This is a genomic window from Streptomyces sp. NPDC058964 (genome assembly GCF_042741275.1).
GTDB lineage: Bacteria > Actinomycetota > Actinomycetes > Streptomycetales > Streptomycetaceae > Streptomyces.
This window is the reverse complement of sequence record NZ_JBHYKH010000008.1, coordinates 37,753-53,328: the sequence shown is the minus strand read 5'-3', so window position 1 is coordinate 53,328 and position 15,576 is coordinate 37,753. Positions and strand designations below refer to the sequence as shown.

13 protein-coding genes are annotated in these 15,576 nt (G+C 73.0%); 9 read left to right on the top strand and 4 right to left on the bottom strand.

Annotated elements, in window-relative coordinates; translation table 11 throughout:
* Window positions 1-212 precede the first annotated feature (212 nt).
* The 4 genes from ACFW2E_RS02140 (at window position 213) to ACFW2E_RS02125 (ending at window position 5,099) form a co-directional block, all read left to right on the top strand.
* Window positions 213-683, top strand: a complete 471-nt coding sequence (locus ACFW2E_RS02140; protein WP_384459954.1) for a helix-turn-helix domain-containing protein — start codon at window positions 213-215, stop codon at window positions 681-683.
* Window positions 684-1,031: 348 nt separating this feature from the next.
* Complete coding sequence (locus ACFW2E_RS02135) at window positions 1,032-2,237, top strand: helix-turn-helix domain-containing protein (RefSeq protein WP_384459951.1); 1,206 nt, start codon at window positions 1,032-1,034, stop codon at window positions 2,235-2,237.
* A gap of 554 nt (window positions 2,238-2,791) precedes the next feature.
* Window positions 2,792-3,781 carry a malate dehydrogenase gene (locus tag ACFW2E_RS02130; protein ID WP_384459948.1) on the top strand — a complete coding sequence of 330 codons (990 nt, stop codon included), beginning with the start codon at window positions 2,792-2,794 and terminating at the stop codon, window positions 3,779-3,781.
* 133 nt (window positions 3,782-3,914) lie between these two features.
* Window positions 3,915-5,099, top strand: a complete 1,185-nt coding sequence (locus ACFW2E_RS02125) for a hypothetical protein (protein ID WP_384459945.1) — start codon at window positions 3,915-3,917, stop codon at window positions 5,097-5,099.
* 273 nt (window positions 5,100-5,372) lie between these two features.
* Here ACFW2E_RS02125 and ACFW2E_RS02120 read toward each other — a convergent pair whose 3' ends face one another.
* Entirely contained in the window at window positions 5,373-6,296 is a 924-nt protein-coding gene (locus ACFW2E_RS02120) for a GNAT family N-acetyltransferase (RefSeq protein WP_384459942.1), read from the bottom strand.
* 112 nt (window positions 6,297-6,408) lie between these two features.
* Window positions 6,409-7,167 (bottom strand): hypothetical protein, encoded by a 759-nt coding sequence (locus tag ACFW2E_RS02115; protein ID WP_384459939.1) that lies wholly within the window; start codon window positions 7,165-7,167, stop codon window positions 6,409-6,411.
* Window positions 7,168-7,361: 194 nt separating this feature from the next.
* On the opposite strand from ACFW2E_RS02115, the gene ACFW2E_RS02110 reads away from it, so the two are divergent.
* Genes ACFW2E_RS02110 through ACFW2E_RS02090 form a run of 5 tightly spaced genes read left to right on the top strand, consistent with a single transcriptional unit; the run spans window position 7,362 to window position 14,426 of the window.
* Window positions 7,362-8,882 (top strand): aldehyde dehydrogenase family protein, encoded by a 1,521-nt coding sequence (locus tag ACFW2E_RS02110; RefSeq protein WP_384459936.1) that lies wholly within the window; start codon window positions 7,362-7,364, stop codon window positions 8,880-8,882.
* Between the two features lie 40 nt (window positions 8,883-8,922).
* Window positions 8,923-10,452, top strand: a complete 1,530-nt coding sequence (locus ACFW2E_RS02105; protein ID WP_384459933.1) for a GMC family oxidoreductase — start codon at window positions 8,923-8,925, stop codon at window positions 10,450-10,452.
* Window positions 10,452-11,531: a glycine betaine/L-proline ABC transporter ATP-binding protein gene (locus ACFW2E_RS02100; RefSeq protein WP_384459930.1), complete on the top strand. Its 1,080-nt coding sequence runs from the start codon at window positions 10,452-10,454 to the stop codon at window positions 11,529-11,531. The genes ACFW2E_RS02105 and ACFW2E_RS02100 overlap by 1 nt, the downstream gene beginning before the upstream one ends.
* Window positions 11,531-13,474, top strand: coding sequence for an ABC transporter permease (locus ACFW2E_RS02095; protein ID WP_384459927.1), 1,944 nt, complete (start codon window positions 11,531-11,533; stop codon window positions 13,472-13,474). Before ACFW2E_RS02100 ends, ACFW2E_RS02095 begins: the two co-directional genes overlap by 1 nt.
* Before the next feature lies 1 nt (window position 13,475).
* The gene (locus ACFW2E_RS02090; protein WP_384459924.1) at window positions 13,476-14,426 is read left to right on the top strand and encodes an ABC transporter substrate-binding protein; all 951 of its coding nucleotides are present in this window, start codon (window positions 13,476-13,478) and stop codon (window positions 14,424-14,426) included.
* A gap of 5 nt (window positions 14,427-14,431) precedes the next feature.
* On the opposite strand, the gene ACFW2E_RS02085 is transcribed toward ACFW2E_RS02090, so the two are convergent.
* A complete protein-coding gene (locus ACFW2E_RS02085; protein ID WP_384459921.1) occupies window positions 14,432-15,154 on the bottom strand; it encodes an isocitrate lyase/phosphoenolpyruvate mutase family protein in 723 nt (240 codons plus the stop codon).
* Window positions 15,151-15,552 (bottom strand): carboxymuconolactone decarboxylase family protein, encoded by a 402-nt coding sequence (locus ACFW2E_RS02080; RefSeq protein WP_384459918.1) that lies wholly within the window; start codon window positions 15,550-15,552, stop codon window positions 15,151-15,153. Before ACFW2E_RS02080 ends, ACFW2E_RS02085 begins: the two co-directional genes overlap by 4 nt.
* Window positions 15,553-15,576 lie beyond the last annotated feature (24 nt).

The following is a 15,576-nucleotide window of genomic DNA, read 5'->3' as shown; positions in this document are numbered from 1 at the left end:
TCCCCCGAGCAGGGGCGGACCGCCGCCACGACCCACACTCCTGCACGGGGAACGGCCTGTTCAACGCCTGTCAGGGCGCTGTGGCACGGAGGTGACCGTTCCGCTACGTGACCGGCGCCCGGCCCGCCCCCGGGAACCGATCGGCCGCCCGGCGTCGTCACCTGCTCAGAGCGGGCGAACCGATGAGCCGAGGCAGGCCGTGGAGGTGCACGATGGGCGGCTGGCAACCGCTGCCGGAGGGACTCCCGCCGGAAGTGCGGCACTTCGTCGAGCAGTTACGGCTCCTCAAGGACAGCACCGGCCTCAGCCTCGTCGCGCTGGGCGCGCGCACCGCCTACAGCAAGTCCTCCTGGCAGCGCTACCTCAACGCGGTCCAGCCGCCGCCCCGGCAGGCCGTCGACGCCCTGTGCCGGGTCGCGGGCGTGGCCGGCCCGGACGCCGAACGGCACGCCGTGCGCTGGGAACTCGCGGTCCAGGCCTGGCCCCGGCCGGTGACTGCGGCCGACCGCGCCGGGAGACCCGCCGGCACCGAGGAGTACGAGGACGACCCCACGCTCCCGTGGTGGGACCGGCCCGAGGAGAAGCCCGCGCCCCGTCCCGTCGGCCGCCTGCTGCTGTCCGCGGTCCTGCTGCTCCTCGTCCTGCTCCTGGCCGCCGTCGCCGGAGCCATGGCCTTCGGGTGACCCGCGAGCCCGGGGACGGGCGGGGCGACGCCTGTGCTTCCATTGTGTCGATGTATTGACAAGTTCACGGATAGGCCGGAAAGACCCTGCGCAATCGGGCTAACGTGTCCAATCGGGACGGTCCGGTGGACCGCGAAGCCATCGGCGTGCAACGGTGCATGCCCAACGGGCCTATTGCTCCCGTGCGCCCCCTTCCCGGGAACCGCGATCGTCGACGGACGCATCCCCGTGGGTAGCCAGACGGGGACTGGCCGGGGCCCGTGCGCGCGGGATCACAGGGGAAGGCGCGGGGAACGAAACAGCACCGACCGGGGGGAAGAGGGGGAACCGATGCCTCGTTGGAAAGCCTTGCCGGATGAGCTCGATCCGCAGGTCAGGGAGTTCGCAAGCCAGTTGCGGCGGCTCGTGGACCGCAGTGGGCTGAGCATCGCCGCACTGGCCGACCGCACGGGCTACAGCAAGACGTCCTGGGAGCGTTACCTCAACGGCCGGCTCCTCGCGCCCAAGGGCGCGATCGTCGCGCTCGCCGAGGTCACCGGCACCAATCCCATTCACCTGACGACCATGTGGGAGCTCGCCGAACGCGCCTGGAGCCGTTCGGAGATGCGCCACGACATGACGATGGAGGCGATCCGGATCTCCCAGGCGCGCGCCGCGCTGGGGGAGTTCGGCGGGCCCGTCGCGGGCACCAACGGGACCAAGGCGGCCGGCAAGGGCGGCAGTACGACGGTCACTCCCGGGGTCGCGGGGCCGGCGGGAGTGTCTCCCACGATCCCGCCACAGCCGACGGCACCCGACGCCGGCGCCCGGGAGGAGGCCGCCCAGCAGGAGGCCGCCCGGGAGGAGGCCGCCCGGCCCGCCGCGCCGGGCGGCACCAACTCCTGGGGGCTCGCAGGCTACGAGGGCCCGTCGCCGACGAGCCACCGCCCGTCCGGCGGTGCTTCGACGTCACCGGCCCCCGCGCCGTCCGCCTCCGGCGTCCCCGGCCCCGCCCCGGCGGCTCCGGGCCCGTACACCGAGCCCCCGCAGGGACCGCGTCCCGGCGGCTCCTCCGCCGCGGGGGCGGGCAAGCGGCGGCTGACGATGTTCCTCGCGGGCGTCGTCGGTATGGCCGTCGTGATCGCCGCCGTCTTCTTCTTCACCCACCGCGGTGGCGACAAGAAGAACGAGGGCGCGGCCAAGTCGCCCTCCCCGTCCGCCAGTACCGCCGACCTGCCCGCCGGGGTCAAGTGCAGCGGCGCCGGATGCACCGGCAAGGACGCGGAGAGCATGGGGTGCAGCGGCAACCTGGTCACCACGGCCAAGAGCGCCACCATCGGCAACACCGTCCTCGAGGTCCGCTACAGCAAGACCTGTGGCGCCGCCTGGGGCCGGATCACCGGGGCCGCGCAGGGGGACCGGGTCCAGGTCACCGTGGGCAAGGTCAAGCGGTCCGGAGACATCACCACCGCGGGTGACACCATCGCGTACACCCCGATGGTGGCCGTGAAGGACGCGGGTGAGGCGAAGGCGTGCGCGACGCTGGCGTCGGGCCGCAGGGCGTGCACGCAGTAGAAACGTTCACCTCCGGCACCGGTCGGCGCGCCCCGTGCGCCGGCCGGGGAAAACCGACCGGGTGAGACAGGCATGACCCGCCGGATCGTGGGCACGCGAACGGTACCCCCACGGGAGTCCGGCAACCGGTGCCCCCGGACGGGGGGGCCCGGGGGCGCCACACAAACCCGCCCGCGCCCGCCCGGGCCGGTGTGCACGAGGGTGGGGGGCCCGCCGCGCCCCCCGCCCCCGCCCGGGGGTGGGGGCCCCCGACACGCGCCCCCCCGCGCCCCCCCCGCCCCGGGCCCCCCCGCCCGCCCCCCGCCTTCGTCTCACCTCTCCCGGACGGGCGGCCGCCTTCTTGCGTCACTCTGTGGGACGGGCCACACGGTCCCGGCACTCCCGGATCCCGGAGGCGCGATAGCCTGACCGCTGGATCTCTCTTGACGCCAAGAGATCGATCATTCATACCCGTGATCGATCATCGCGGCGGGCACCCGGCCACAAGCCGGGGCGGGGATCCCGTACCCCAGGGGCAGGGACGCCCCACCGCCTGCTGTCATACGGAGAACGCCATGACCCGCACTCCCGTGAACGTCACCGTCACCGGCGCGGCCGGCCAGATCGGTTACGCCCTGCTCTTCCGCATCGCCTCCGGCCAGCTGCTCGGCGCGGACGTGCCGGTCAAGCTGCGCCTCCTGGAGATCACCCCGGCGCTCAACGCCGCCGAGGGCACCGCGATGGAGCTGGACGACTGCGCGTTCCCGCTCCTGCAGGGCATCGACATCACGGACGACCCGAACGTCGCCTTCGACGGCACCAACGTCGCCCTCCTCGTGGGCGCCCGCCCGCGTACCAAGGGCATGGAGCGCGGCGACCTGCTCTCCGCCAACGGCGGCATCTTCAAGCCCCAGGGCAAGGCCATCAACGACCACGCCGCGGACGACATCAAGGTCCTGGTCGTCGGCAACCCGGCCAACACCAACGCCCTGATCGCCCAGGCCGCCGCCCCGGACGTACCGGCCGAGCGCTTCACCGCGATGACCCGTCTGGACCACAACCGCGCGCTGACCCAGCTCGCGAAGAAGACGGGTACCACGGTCGCCGACATCAAGCGCCTGACCATCTGGGGCAACCACTCCGCCACCCAGTACCCCGACATCTTCCACGCCACGGTCGGCGGCAAGAACGCCGCCGAGGTCGTCAACGACGAGAAGTGGCTCGCCGAGGACTTCATCCCGACCGTCGCCAAGCGCGGTGCCGCGATCATCGAGGCCCGTGGCGCCTCCTCGGCGGCTTCCGCCGCCAACGCCGCCATCGACCACGTGTACACCTGGGTCAACGGCACGGCGGACGGCGACTGGACCTCCATGGGCATCCCGTCGGACGGCTCCTACGGCGTCCCGGAGGGCCTGATCTCCTCCTTCCCCGTCACCACCAAGGACGGCAAGTACGAGATCGTCCAGGGCCTGGACATCAACGAGTTCTCCCGCGCCCGCATCGACGCCTCGGTCAAGGAGCTCGAGGAGGAGCGCGACGCGGTCCGCGGCCTCGGCCTCATCTGAGCCGGCTGACGGAGCGTCTCTGTCACGAGCCTGCACGGGCCCTGTTCCGGATTTCCCCCGGAACGGGGCCCGCACCCGTTTTCGCCGCTACCGTCAAGAGCGGTACCCAGCAGGGTGATTCGGGGGGTTCGCGATGAGCGGATGGGACAGCGGCAGCCAGGACGGTCACAGCTCCGGTTCCGGGCCGGAGCACGAACCCAGCGAGGAGAGAGGCCGGGCAGCCTGGTCCGCCCACGAGCCGGACGCGCCGCCGCCCTGGGCGTCCGCCGAGACCCGCACGGACCGGGCGCCGTCGCCGTGGGCCACACCCCGCCCGGAGGACGCGGCGGCCCGCGCGGCGGCCGACCGCCGGGCGGGCGATCCGCTGCCTCCCTCGGCCGGCCCGGACGAGGGCGACGCTCCTCCGCCGTGGGCCGTCCACCGGCACGACGACAACCCGCCCCCGGCTCCGCCGCCGTGGGCGTCGGCCGAGACGTACGTCGGGGTGCCGGCGCCCCCGGTCCACACGCCCCCGGTCCACACGCCGCCGCCCACGCCGGCCCAGGGGCCGCCTCCCGTGCCGCCGCAGCCCTGGGCCCCGTCCGGGCCGACGCCTCCGTACCAGCCGGTGACCGGCCCCCGGCCGGGCACCGGAAGCGGCCCCGGCCGTCTGCTGCTCGTGCTCGTCGTCATCGTCGTCGCCGCGGGATCCGGTCTGGGCGTCTGGTACTTCACCGGCGACCGGAGCACCGCGACCGGGGCGGGTCCTTCCAGCAGCGTCGGCGTCAGCACCCCGGCGCCGGAGCCCTCGTCCCCGCCGGACACCCCGTCCGACACCCCGTCCGAGACCCCCTCCGACTCGACGCCCGCCTCCTCGCCCCCCACCGGCTACCGCACCGCGCACGACCCGGTGGGCTACACACTCGACGTCCCCACGGGCTGGACCCGCAGGCAGAAGCACGGCGAGAAGGCCGCGGTGGTCTTCTACGAGTCCCCGTCCGACGGCCGCCAGCTGCAGATCTTCGAGCTCTCCGAGTCCACCCCGGCCGAGTCCCTGGACATGGCCGAGAACGACCCCGGTTACGGCTACTCCCAGCAGCCCGGCTACCAGGCCGAGGACCGGGCCTCGGGCGACACCTGGGTCGAGCTCTCGTACCGCTACGACGACAAGGACAAGGGCGCCCGCCGGGTCGTCGACCACCGCTTCCAGGCCGCCGACGGAACGCTCTACGCGATCCGCGCCAGCGGCCCCGAGGACCTGTCCGCCGCCCTGGTCCGCGAGCCGCTCGACACCGCACTGGCCTCCTTCTGCCCGGCGGACTCCCAGTGCGGCCAGTGATCACTCCATGCCGCGCCCGCCCGGCGCACCGAACGGCTCGGTGAGCACCTCGCCGGTCCCGGCCCGCCGCCCGGACGAGCACCTGGCGTACCGCCCGCACGGTCCGTGCCTCCCCGGCGACGTACGCCACGCCGCCGGGTCCGGGAGCGAGCCGTCGTACCGATTCGGGAAGCGTTCCTCTTCGTCATCCGCTTCGTCATCCGCGACACCGGCACCCGGCCCGCCGGCCGGGTCCGGCTGCGCGGATGCGTGCGGGACCTGATGGCGGGATGGTCAGGCGGCGGACCCGGTGCCCAGCCGCTTCTCGAACCAGTGGCCCGCGTACACGTTGTCGTCGTAGCGCGGGATCTCGGTGTAGCCGCACGCCGAATACATGGCCTGGGCCTCCTTGAGCACGACATGCGTGTCCAGGCGGACGACATCGAGCCCGCGCGCCCGCGCCTCCCGCTCCAGCCCGTCGAGCAGCCGCCGGGCGAGGCCCAGCCGGCGGGCCCCGGGGTGCACCCAGACGTGCCGGATCTCGCCCGTCCCGGGCTCCAGCCGCCTGAGCGCCCCGCAGCCCACCGGCCGGCCCTCCTCGTACGCGACCAGGAAGGCACCGGCGTGACCGGTCACCTCCTCGGGCCGTACGAGGGCGGACTTGTCGAAACCCTCGGGGAACCGCGCGTCGATGTCGGCGGCGTAGGCGTCCAGGCAGGCGCGGGCGTCCGCCGAGGCGCCGTCGACCACCTCGACCGCGATGCCCGCGAGCCGCAGCAGACGCCGGGTGGTGGCCATCGCCCCGGTCAGTTCGGCGCGCTGGTCCCGGGTGAGCCCTCCGAGCAGTCCGGCGGCGAGCGCGTCGGCACGCCGGTTCTGCTCCTCGACCTCGGCACGCCCGGCCGGGGTCAGCTCGACGATCCGCAGCCGGTTGTCGTGCGGGGGGACCCCGACGCGGACCATGCCCTGCGCCTCCAGCGCCCGCGCCATCCGGCTCAGGTAACCGGCGTCCAGACGGAGCCGGTTCCGCAGTTCGCGCAGGGAGACCCCGTCGCCGATCTCGAACAGCAGGCGGGCCTCGCCGAGGGGGCGGTCCTGGCCCAGGTAGTGGTCGTCGAGGGCGCCGATGCGGCGCGTGAAGTAGCGGTTGAACCGGCGGAAGGCGGCCACGTGCTCCGCCGGCACCGGTTCCGGAACGGGATCCGACACGGGCTCCATAAACATTTGACTCTAGTCAAAGGTTTCCGGGGTGTCGATGGCCGGGCCGCCCGGACCGCGGGTCGGCGAGCGGGCGGGCCTGTTCGCCCAGCCGCGGGCCCGCCTCCCCCGGTCAGGAGCCCAGCAGCTGCTTCAGCTCCGACACGTCGACCGACTCCTCGGGGGAGGGCGTGGCGGACGGCACCGGCTCGTCGTAGTCCCCGAGGGTCACGGTCCGGTCGGTGCCGTCGCCCTTCCGGGCGGCCCCGACCAGCAGGTGCGGGGAGTCCGACGTGACGTACAGGGTGGTCGGCCTGCCGTCCTTCTCGCCCTTCAGGGGGATCACCTTCGTACCGTCGACCGTCGTCTCGGCGCCCTTCGTCAGCGGCTTGCCGGAGGACGTGTCGAGGGTCAGCTCCCTCCGGAAGCCGCTCAGGTCGCAGACGTCGGTCCACAGGCCGAGGACGGCGTCGTGCGTGGAACCGTGGACGTAACGGTCCTTGAGGAGCTCGGCCACCTCGTCGCCCTGACCGCCCGGCGTCTGGGCCTTCCAGAACGTGCTGTCGGGCTTCATCCAGATCTGGTCGCCCCGTTTGACGATCTCGAGGCTGCCGCTGTTCGGGCCCATCCGCAGCGTGCCCACGCAGTTGTTCTCCCGGTCCAGTGCCAGGTCCATCGAGTCGAGCTCCTTGCCGCTCGTCCTCGCGGCCGTGCTGCGGTCCGTCAGCGTCAGACGTACCGACCTGGCGTGGAGCAGGTTGTTCTCGGCCTGCCGGGCGAGTTCGCGGGCACTCGGATCGCCGCCGCCGTCCGCCGCGGCCGTCGTGACCAGGGCGGGGGAGAGGAGCAGCGCCGCGGTCGCGACGGCGCACCTCAGCCTTCTCCCGGCCATGGCGTCACCTCCGTGATCAAGACCTGCGTTCAGCGTACGTTTGGGGGGTTTTGTCCGCACGTTCCGTGAGCTGGCGCACTTTCGGCCGCCGATTGCGCATGCAATCCGGTAGCCAGGGCAGGCGGCCTCCGTCCCCGAGGGTGACACGCGTGTGACACAGGGGAACGGAACAGGAACGGAAGGCAGTACCGAACATGGCGGACAGAACGGAACGACGGGCGACGGCGACCATCCACGCCGCAGGAGAGTGGCGGGAAGCGGTCTCCGGTGCGACGCGCGAGGTCCTCGACCCCGCGGACGCCCTGCCCTTCGCCGCCGTCGCCGAGGGCGACGAGAAGGACGCGGAAGTCGCGGTGGCCGCGGCCCGCCGCGCCTTCGACACCGGCGACTGGCCCCGCACGCCCGCCGCCGAGCGGGCCGCCCTGCTGCGCCGGGTCGCCGAACTCCTCGTACGCGACCGCGAACGGCTCGGCCTTCTGGAGAGCCGGGACGCGGGCAAGACCCTCGAAGAGGGCCGCGTCGACATCGACTGCGTCGCCGACGCCTTCCGCTACTTCGCCGACCTCGTCGCCGCCGAGGCCCCCGGCCGGGTCGTCGACGCGGGCTCCCCCGACGTCCACTCCGTCGTCGTGCACGAGCCCGTCGGCGTCTGCGCGCTGATCACCCCCTGGAACTACCCCCTCCTGCAGGCCAGTTGGAAGATCGCCCCGGCGCTCGCCGCCGGGAACACCTTCGTGGTCAAGCCGAGCGAGATCACCCCGCTGACGACGATCGCGCTGATCGGACTGCTCGCCGAGGCCGGACTGCCCGCCGGAGTCGCCAACATCGTCACCGGGCCCGGCCACTCGGTCGGCGCCACGCTCGCCGGGCACCCCGACGTCGACCTGGTCTCCTTCACCGGCGGCCTGGCCAGCGGTACCGAGGTCGCGCAGGCCGCCGCCCCGACCGTGAAGAAGGTCGCCCTCGAACTCGGCGGCAAGAACCCCAACGTCGTCTTCGCCGACGCCTGCGCCACCGACGAGGGTTTCGACACCGCCGTCGACCAGGCCCTCAACGCCGCCTTCATGCACAGCGGCCAGGTCTGCTCCGCGGGCGCCCGGCTCATCGTCGAGGAACCGCTGCGCGAACGCTTCGTCGCCGAACTCGCCCGCAGGGCGGGCCGGATCCGCCTCGGCCGGGGCACCGAGCACGGCGTCGAGTGCGGGCCGCTCGTCTCCGAGCAGCAGCGCGCCAAGGTCGAGGCGTACGTCGCCTCCGCGCTCGAGGAGGGCGCGGTGCTGCGCTCCGGCGGCCGGCGTCCCGAGCCGTCACCCGAGCGTCCCGAGTCCGGCTACTTCTACGAGCCGACCGTCCTCGACCAGTGCCACCGGGAGATGAAGGTCGTCCGGGAGGAGGTCTTCGGACCGGTCCTCACCGTCGAGACCTTCCGCACCGAGGACGAGGCCGTGTTCCTCGCCAACGACACCGAGTACGGCCTCGCCGGAGCCGTCTGGACCGCCGACGCGGGCCGGGCCCGGCGCGTCGCGGGACGGCTGCGCCACGGCACCGTCTGGATCAACGACTTCCACCCCTACCTCCCGCAGGCGGAGTGGGGAGGCTTCGGCAGGAGCGGTGTCGGCCGCGAGCTGGGACCCGCCGGGCTGGCCGAGTACCGCGAGACCAAGCACGTCTACCAGAACCTGGCGCCGAAGCCCGTGCGCTGGTTCGCCGGCTGAGCCCCGCCGCCTCCCCGACCCCACTGGAGCAAGTACCCCCATGCCCGAGACCACCCATACCTACGACTACGTCGTCATCGGCGGCGGCACTGCGGGCTCCGTCATCGCCTCCCGCCTCACCGAGGACCCCGACGTCACCGTCGCCGTCATCGAGGGCGGCCCCAGCGACGTCGGACGCGACGACGTCCTGACCCTGCGCCGCTGGATGGGCCTGCTCGGCGGCGAACTCGACTACGACTACCCGACCACCGAACAGCCGCGCGGCAACTCCCACATCCGGCACAGCCGCGCCCGTGTGCTCGGCGGATGTTCCTCGCACAACACCCTCATCTCGTTCAAGCCGCTGCCGTCCGACTGGGACGAGTGGGAGGCGGCCGGCGCCAAGGGCTGGGGCGCGGTGCCGATGGAGGCGTACTACGCCCGGCTGCTGAACAACATCGTCCCGGTCGACGAGAAGGACCGGAACGCCATCGCCCGCGACTTCGTCGACGCCGCCCGGCAGGCGCTCGGAGTCCCGCGCGTCGAGGGCTTCAACCGCGAGCCGTTCACCGAGGGGGCCGGCTTCTTCGACCTCGCCTACCACCCCGAGAACAACAAGCGGTCCAGCGCCTCGGTGGCCTATCTGCACCCGGTGCTGGACGAGCGCCCCAACCTGACGATCCTGCTGGAGACCTGGGCCCACCGGCTGGAACTGGACGGCACCCGCGCCGAAGGCGTCCACGTCCGTACCGAGGGCGGCGAGGAGATCCTCGTACGAGCCCGTCGCGAGGTCGTGCTGTGCGCGGGCGCGGTCGACTCGCCGCGCCTGCTGCTGCACTCCGGCATCGGCCCTCAGGCGGACCTGGAGAACCTCGGCATCCCCGTCGCGCACGACCTGCCGGGCGTCGGTGAGAACCTGCTCGACCACCCCGAGTCGGTGATCGTCTGGGAGACCCACGGACCCATCCCGGAGAACTCCGCGATGGACTCCGACGCAGGTCTGTTCGTGCGCCGCGACCCCGAACACGCGGGCCCCGACCTGATGTTCCACTTCTACCAGATCCCGTTCACGGACAATCCGGAGCGACTGGGCTACGAGCGCCCGGAGTTCGGCGTCTCCATGACCCCGAACATCCCCAAGCCGAAGAGCCGCGGCCGGCTGTACCTGACGAGCGCGGACCCCGCCGTCAAGCCCGCCCTCGACTTCCGTTACTTCACCGACGAGGACGACTACGACGGCCGCACCCTCGTCGACGGCATCCGCATCGCCCGCGAGATCGCGAAGACGGAGCCGCTGGCCGGCTGGCTGAAACGCGAGGTCTGCCCCGGCCCGGAGATCACCGGCGACGAGGAACTGAGCGAGTACGCCCGCAAGGTCGCGCACACCGTCTACCACCCGGCCGGCACCTGCCGCATGGGCGCCGCCGACGACGAACTGGCCGTCGTCGACCCGGAGCTGAGGATCCGCGGCCTGGACGGCATCCGCATAGCCGACGCCTCCGTCTTCCCGACCATGACCGCGGTCAACCCGATGATCGGGGTGCTCATGGTCGGCGAGAAGGCCGCCGAACTGATCGGAGGTGAGGCCTGATGGCTCTCACAGTCCCCACCCGCAAACCCCCCACCACCGACACGCCCGTCTTCTCGGTCGACGGCCTGTGGAAGGTCTTCGGACCGAAGGCCGACCGCGTCCCGGGCGACCCCGAGCTGACCGGCCTGCCGCCCGCCGAGCTCCGCTCCCGCACCGGCTGCACGGCCGCCGTCCGGGACGTCTCCTTCGACGTGCGCAAGGGCGAGGTCTTCGTCGTCATGGGCCTGTCCGGCTCCGGCAAGTCCACGCTGGTGCGCTGTCTGACCCGGCTCATCGAGCCGACGGCCGGCACCATCGCCATCGACGGCGAGGACGTGCGCGCCATGGACCGCGCCCGTCTGCGCGAACTGCGCCGGCACCGCGCCGCGATGGTCTTCCAGCACTTCGGCCTGCTCCCGCACCGCACGGTCCTCGACAACGTCGCGTACGGCCTGGAGATCCAGGGCGTCGGCAGGTCCGAGCGGCGGGCACGGGCCCAGGAGATCGTCGCCAAGGTCGGTCTCGAAGGCCTGGAGAAGCGCAGGCCCGGCCAGCTGTCCGGCGGCCAGCGCCAGCGCGTCGGCCTGGCCCGTGCCTTGGCCGTCGACCCCGAAGTGCTGCTCTTCGACGAGCCGTTCAGCGCCCTCGACCCGCTGATCCGGCGCGACATGCAGGACGAGGTGGTCCGGCTGCACCGGGAGGAGGGCCGCACGATGGTCTTCATCACCCACGACCTGGCCGAGGCCCTCAAGCTCGGCGACCGCATCGCCCTCATGCGCGACGGCCGGGTCGTCCAGCTCGGCACCCCGGAGGAGATCGTCGGCTCCCCGGCCGACGACTACGTCCGGGAGTTCGTGCGCGACGTCCCGCGCGAGCAGGTCATGACGGTCCGCAGGGCGATGCGGCCCGGCGACTGCGGCGGCCCGGACCACCCGGGCGCGCTGCCGCCCGACGCCGTCGTCGCCGAGGCGATCAGGGCGGTGGCCCTGGGCGGCAGGCCCGCCTGCGTCGTGGAGGACGGCCGGTGCCTGGGGGTGGTGGACCACGAGCGGCTGATCGCCGTGGTCGCCGGAACGGAGCAGCTCAAGGAGGCCGCCTGATGGCCACAGTCACCGCTGCCGCACCCCGGTTCGCGCTGCCCGGACTCCTGCGCCGCCCCGCCGCCCGCAAACTGCTCCTGCTCGCCCTCGCCGCGGCCGTCCTCGTCCCGCTGGCCAACGCCCGCTGGGCGAGCGGGACCTGGCCGCACGCGCTCACCGTCGACCTCTCCCGTCCCCTCACCAGCGCCGGGGACTGGGTCATCGACCACCGGGACAGCCACCCCCTCTTCCTCTACTTCTTCGGCTACATCAGCAACGCGGTCGTCCTGTCCGTGCGCGGCGTGTATCTGACGCTCCTGGCCGCGGGCTGGGCGGGTGTCACGGCCTTCGGCGCCCTCGTGGCCTGGCGGGCCGCCGGCGTCCGCCTCGCGCTGGGCACGGCCACCGCCTTCCTGGTCTGCGGTCTGCTCGGCATGTGGGTGCCGGCGATGCAGACCCTGGCCCTGATGGTGGTCGCCGTCCTCGCGTCCGTCGTCGTGGGCGCCCTGCTCGGTCTCGGCGCCGGACTCTCCGACCGCCTCGACCGCGCCCTGCGCCCGGTCCTGGACACCATGCAGGTGCTCCCGGCGTTCGCGTACCTGCTGCCCGTCGTCCTGGTCTTCGGCATCGGCGTCCCCGCGGCCGTCCTCGCCACCGTCGTCTACGCCGCCCCGCCCATGGCCCGCCTCACCTCGCTGGGCCTGCGCGGCGCCGACCCCGAGGTCCTGGAGGCCGTGGACTCGCTGGGCGCCACGGCCCGCCAGCGCCTGCTGACCGCCCGCATTCCGCTGGCCCGCAAGGAACTCCTCCTCGGGCTCAACCAGACGATCATGATGGCCCTCTCGATGGCGGTCATCGCGTCGGTCATCGGCGCCGGCGGCCTCGGCGACCGCGTCTACCAGGCGCTCGCCTCCGTCGACGTGGGCGCGGCACTCACCGCGGGCATCCCGATCGTGCTGCTCGCCGTCGTCCTGGACCGGGTGACCGGAGCGGCGGGGGAGAGCCTCGGCGAGGGGCATCGCGACCTGCGGCCCTGGGCCTACGGGGCGCTCGTCACCGTCGCCGCGGCCCTGGCCGCCCGCCTGGCCGGGCGCCTCGACTGGCCCACGGGCTGGGTCCTGAACATCGCCGAGCCGGTCAACCGCGCCGTGGACTGGATGACCGCCCACCTCTACTCCGGCGTCCCCTGCATCGGCGGCACCGCGGACTGGGCGGGCCACTTCACCACCTGGATCCTGGACCCCGTCCGCAGCGGTCTGCAGTGGCTGCCGTGGTGGTCGGTCCTGCTGATCGTCGCCGCCCTGGCCTGGCTGATCGGCACCTGGCGCACCGCCCTGACCGCCGTCCTCGCGATGGCCGCGATCGGCGTGCTCGGGGTGTGGGAGCCGTCCCTGGACACGCTCTCCCAGGTCCTCGCCGCCGTCGCCGTCACCCTCGTGCTCGGCTTCGCGACCGGTATCGCCGCAGCCCGCAGCGACCGCTTCGAGCGGGCCCTGCGCCCGGTGCTGGACGTGTTCCAGACGATGCCGCAGTTCGTGTACCTGATCCCGGTCGTCGCGCTGTTCGGCGTCGGCCGCGCCCCCGCCGTCGCCGCGGCCGTGGTCTACGCGCTCCCGGCCGTCGTACGGATCACCGCGCAGGGCCTGCGCCAGGTCGACCCGGCCGCGCTGGAGTCCGCCCGCTCGCTCGGCGCGACCGGCCGGCAGCAGCTGTGGCAGGTCCAGCTGCCGCTCGCCCGCCCGGCACTGCTGCTCGCCGTCAACCAGGGCGTGGTCCTGGTCCTCGCCGTCGTCATCATCGGCGGCCTGGTCGGTGGCGGCGCCCTCGGTTACGACGTCACCTTCGGCCTCGCCCAGGGCGACCTGGCGACCGGGCTGGTCGCGGGCGCGGCGATCGTCTGCCTCGGCCTGGTGCTCGACCGGGTGACCCAGCCGACGGAACGCCGCGCGAGGAAGGGAGCCTGACATGCGCCGCACCACGCTCACGGCCGCCGTGGCCGTGCTGGCCCTGACCACCGGCTGCGGGGCCGCCGACATGACCAAGCAGGCCTCACCCTTCGCCAACGCCCAGGGCGCGAAGACGGTCACCCTCTCCGTGCAGTCCTGGGTCGGCGCGCAGTCCAACGTGGCCGTCGCCCAGTACCTGCTGGAGCACAAGCTCGGCTACCGGGTCGACACCGTTCAGGTCGACGAGGTCCCCGCCTGGGACGCGCTCAGCCAGGGCCGGGTCGACGCCATCCTGGAGGACTGGGGCCACCCCGACCAGGAGAAGCGCTACGTCGACGACAAGAGGACCATCGTGCGCGGCGGCGACCTCGGGGTGACCGGGCACATCGGCTGGTACGTGCCCACATACCTCGCCAAGCAGCACCCGGACATCACGGACTGGAGGAACCTCGACAAGTACGCCTCGCTCTTCCGCACCGCGGAGAGCGGCGGCAAGGGCCAGCTGATGGACGGCTCCCCGTCCTATGTCACCAACGACAAGGCGCTGGTGACCAACCTCAAGCTGGACTACCAGGTGGTGTTCGCCGGTTCCGAGGCGGCGCAGATCACCCAGATCAGGCAGTTCGCCAAGGAGAGGAAGCCCTTCCTCACCTACTGGTACTCGCCCCAGTGGCTGTTCAGGAAGGTCCCGATGACCGAGGTGAAGCTGCCCCCGTACAAGGAGGGCTGCGACGCGGACGCGGCGAAGGTCGCCTGCGCCTATCCGCACACCCCGCTGCAGAAGTACCTCAACGCCGGCTTCGCCCACGACGGCGGCAGGGCGGCCGCCTTCCTGAGGAAGTTCAAGTGGACGACCGAGGACCAGGACGAGGTCTCCCTGATGATCGCCGACCGGAAGCTGACCCCGCAGGAGGCCGCGAAGAAGTGGGTCAACAGCCACCCCTCGGTCTGGAAGAGGTGGCTGTCCTGATCCCGTTACCGGGAAAGTCCGTCCGCGATCTCCCGCAGCGCCCCGGTGGCGCGCCGCTGGAGTCCGGGACCGAATGTGACGCGGGTGGCCCCGAGTCCGCCGAGTTCGGCGGTCGAGGGGCCCTCGCCGTCCGCCCGGGCGCCGACGTTGATCGGCCCCTGGATACCGGAGCGCAGCAGCGGCAGTACGGCGGGCGGGGCGCCGAGCGGGTACACGCAGTCGGCGCCCGCCGCGACGTAGAGCGCGGCCCGCTCGATCGCCCGCTCCGGATCCGTCACCCCGCACAGGAAGGTGTCGACGCGCGCGTTGACGAACAGCTCGTCCGCGGCCGCCGAGCGCACCTCGGCCAGCCAGTCGGCGTGCGCGCGCGGGTCCTTGAGCACACCCCCTTCGGAGTCCTCGAGGTTGCAGCCCACGGCGCCGGCCTCCAGCAGCCGCTCCACCAGCTCCCTCGGCGCGAGCCCGTACCCTCCCTCGACGTCCGCCGACACCGGTACGTCCACGGCCCGCACGACACGCGCCACGGCGGCGAACATCTCGTCCGCGGGAACCTCGCCGTCCGCGTACCCGAGGGACGCGGCGACGCCCGCGCTGGGCGTGGCGAGTGCCGGGAACCCGGCCTCCGCGAAGACCCGGGCGCTCGCCGCGTCCCAGGGACCCGGCAGGACGAGTGGATCGCCCGGGACGGGCCGCCGGTGCAGGGACCGGAAGACTTCCACCTGACTCACGGCTGGTAACCCCCCGGCGGGATGCGGCGGCTGACCATGATCCGGTTCCAGCCGTTGACGACGGTGACCAGGCCGATGAGATGGGCCAGTCCGGCCTCGTCGAAGTGCTTGGCGGCGGTGGCGTACACCTCGTCGGGCACGCAGCCCTCCGTGAGCACGGTCACCGCCTCGGTCAGTGCCAGCGCGGCCCGCTCCCGCTCGCTGTAGAGGTCCTCGGTCTCCTCCCAGGCGCCGAGGAGCTGGATGCGGTCCTCCGACTCCCCGTTCCTCCGGGCCGCCCGGAGGTGCGTGTCGAGGCAGAACGCGCAGTGGTTGAGCTGCGAGGCGCGGATCATGACCAGCTCGGCCAGGACCTGATCGCCGAGCCCGTGCCCGGCGGCCGAGCTCGGGGCCGACATGGCCCGGCCCACCTCGCGGTCCAG

Coding starts and splice junctions, on each gene's coding strand:
- ACFW2E_RS02110 (WP_384459936.1), top strand. CDS start 7,362: ATGGCGGACAGAACGGAACGACGGGCGACGGCGACCATCCACGCCGCA.
- ACFW2E_RS02115 (WP_384459939.1), bottom strand. CDS start 7,167: ATGGCCGGGAGAAGGCTGAGGTGCGCCGTCGCGACCGCGGCGCTGCTC.
- ACFW2E_RS02095 (WP_384459927.1), top strand. CDS start 11,531: ATGGCCACAGTCACCGCTGCCGCACCCCGGTTCGCGCTGCCCGGACTC.
- ACFW2E_RS02130 (WP_384459948.1), top strand. CDS start 2,792: ATGACCCGCACTCCCGTGAACGTCACCGTCACCGGCGCGGCCGGCCAG.
- ACFW2E_RS02090 (WP_384459924.1), top strand. CDS start 13,476: ATGCGCCGCACCACGCTCACGGCCGCCGTGGCCGTGCTGGCCCTGACC.
- ACFW2E_RS02105 (WP_384459933.1), top strand. CDS start 8,923: ATGCCCGAGACCACCCATACCTACGACTACGTCGTCATCGGCGGCGGC.
- ACFW2E_RS02140 (WP_384459954.1), top strand. CDS start 213: ATGGGCGGCTGGCAACCGCTGCCGGAGGGACTCCCGCCGGAAGTGCGG.
- ACFW2E_RS02125 (WP_384459945.1), top strand. CDS start 3,915: ATGAGCGGATGGGACAGCGGCAGCCAGGACGGTCACAGCTCCGGTTCC.
- ACFW2E_RS02080 (WP_384459918.1), bottom strand. CDS start 15,552: ATGTCGGCCCCGAGCTCGGCCGCCGGGCACGGGCTCGGCGATCAGGTC.
- ACFW2E_RS02120 (WP_384459942.1), bottom strand. CDS start 6,296: ATGGAGCCCGTGTCGGATCCCGTTCCGGAACCGGTGCCGGCGGAGCAC.
- ACFW2E_RS02100 (WP_384459930.1), top strand. CDS start 10,452: ATGGCTCTCACAGTCCCCACCCGCAAACCCCCCACCACCGACACGCCC.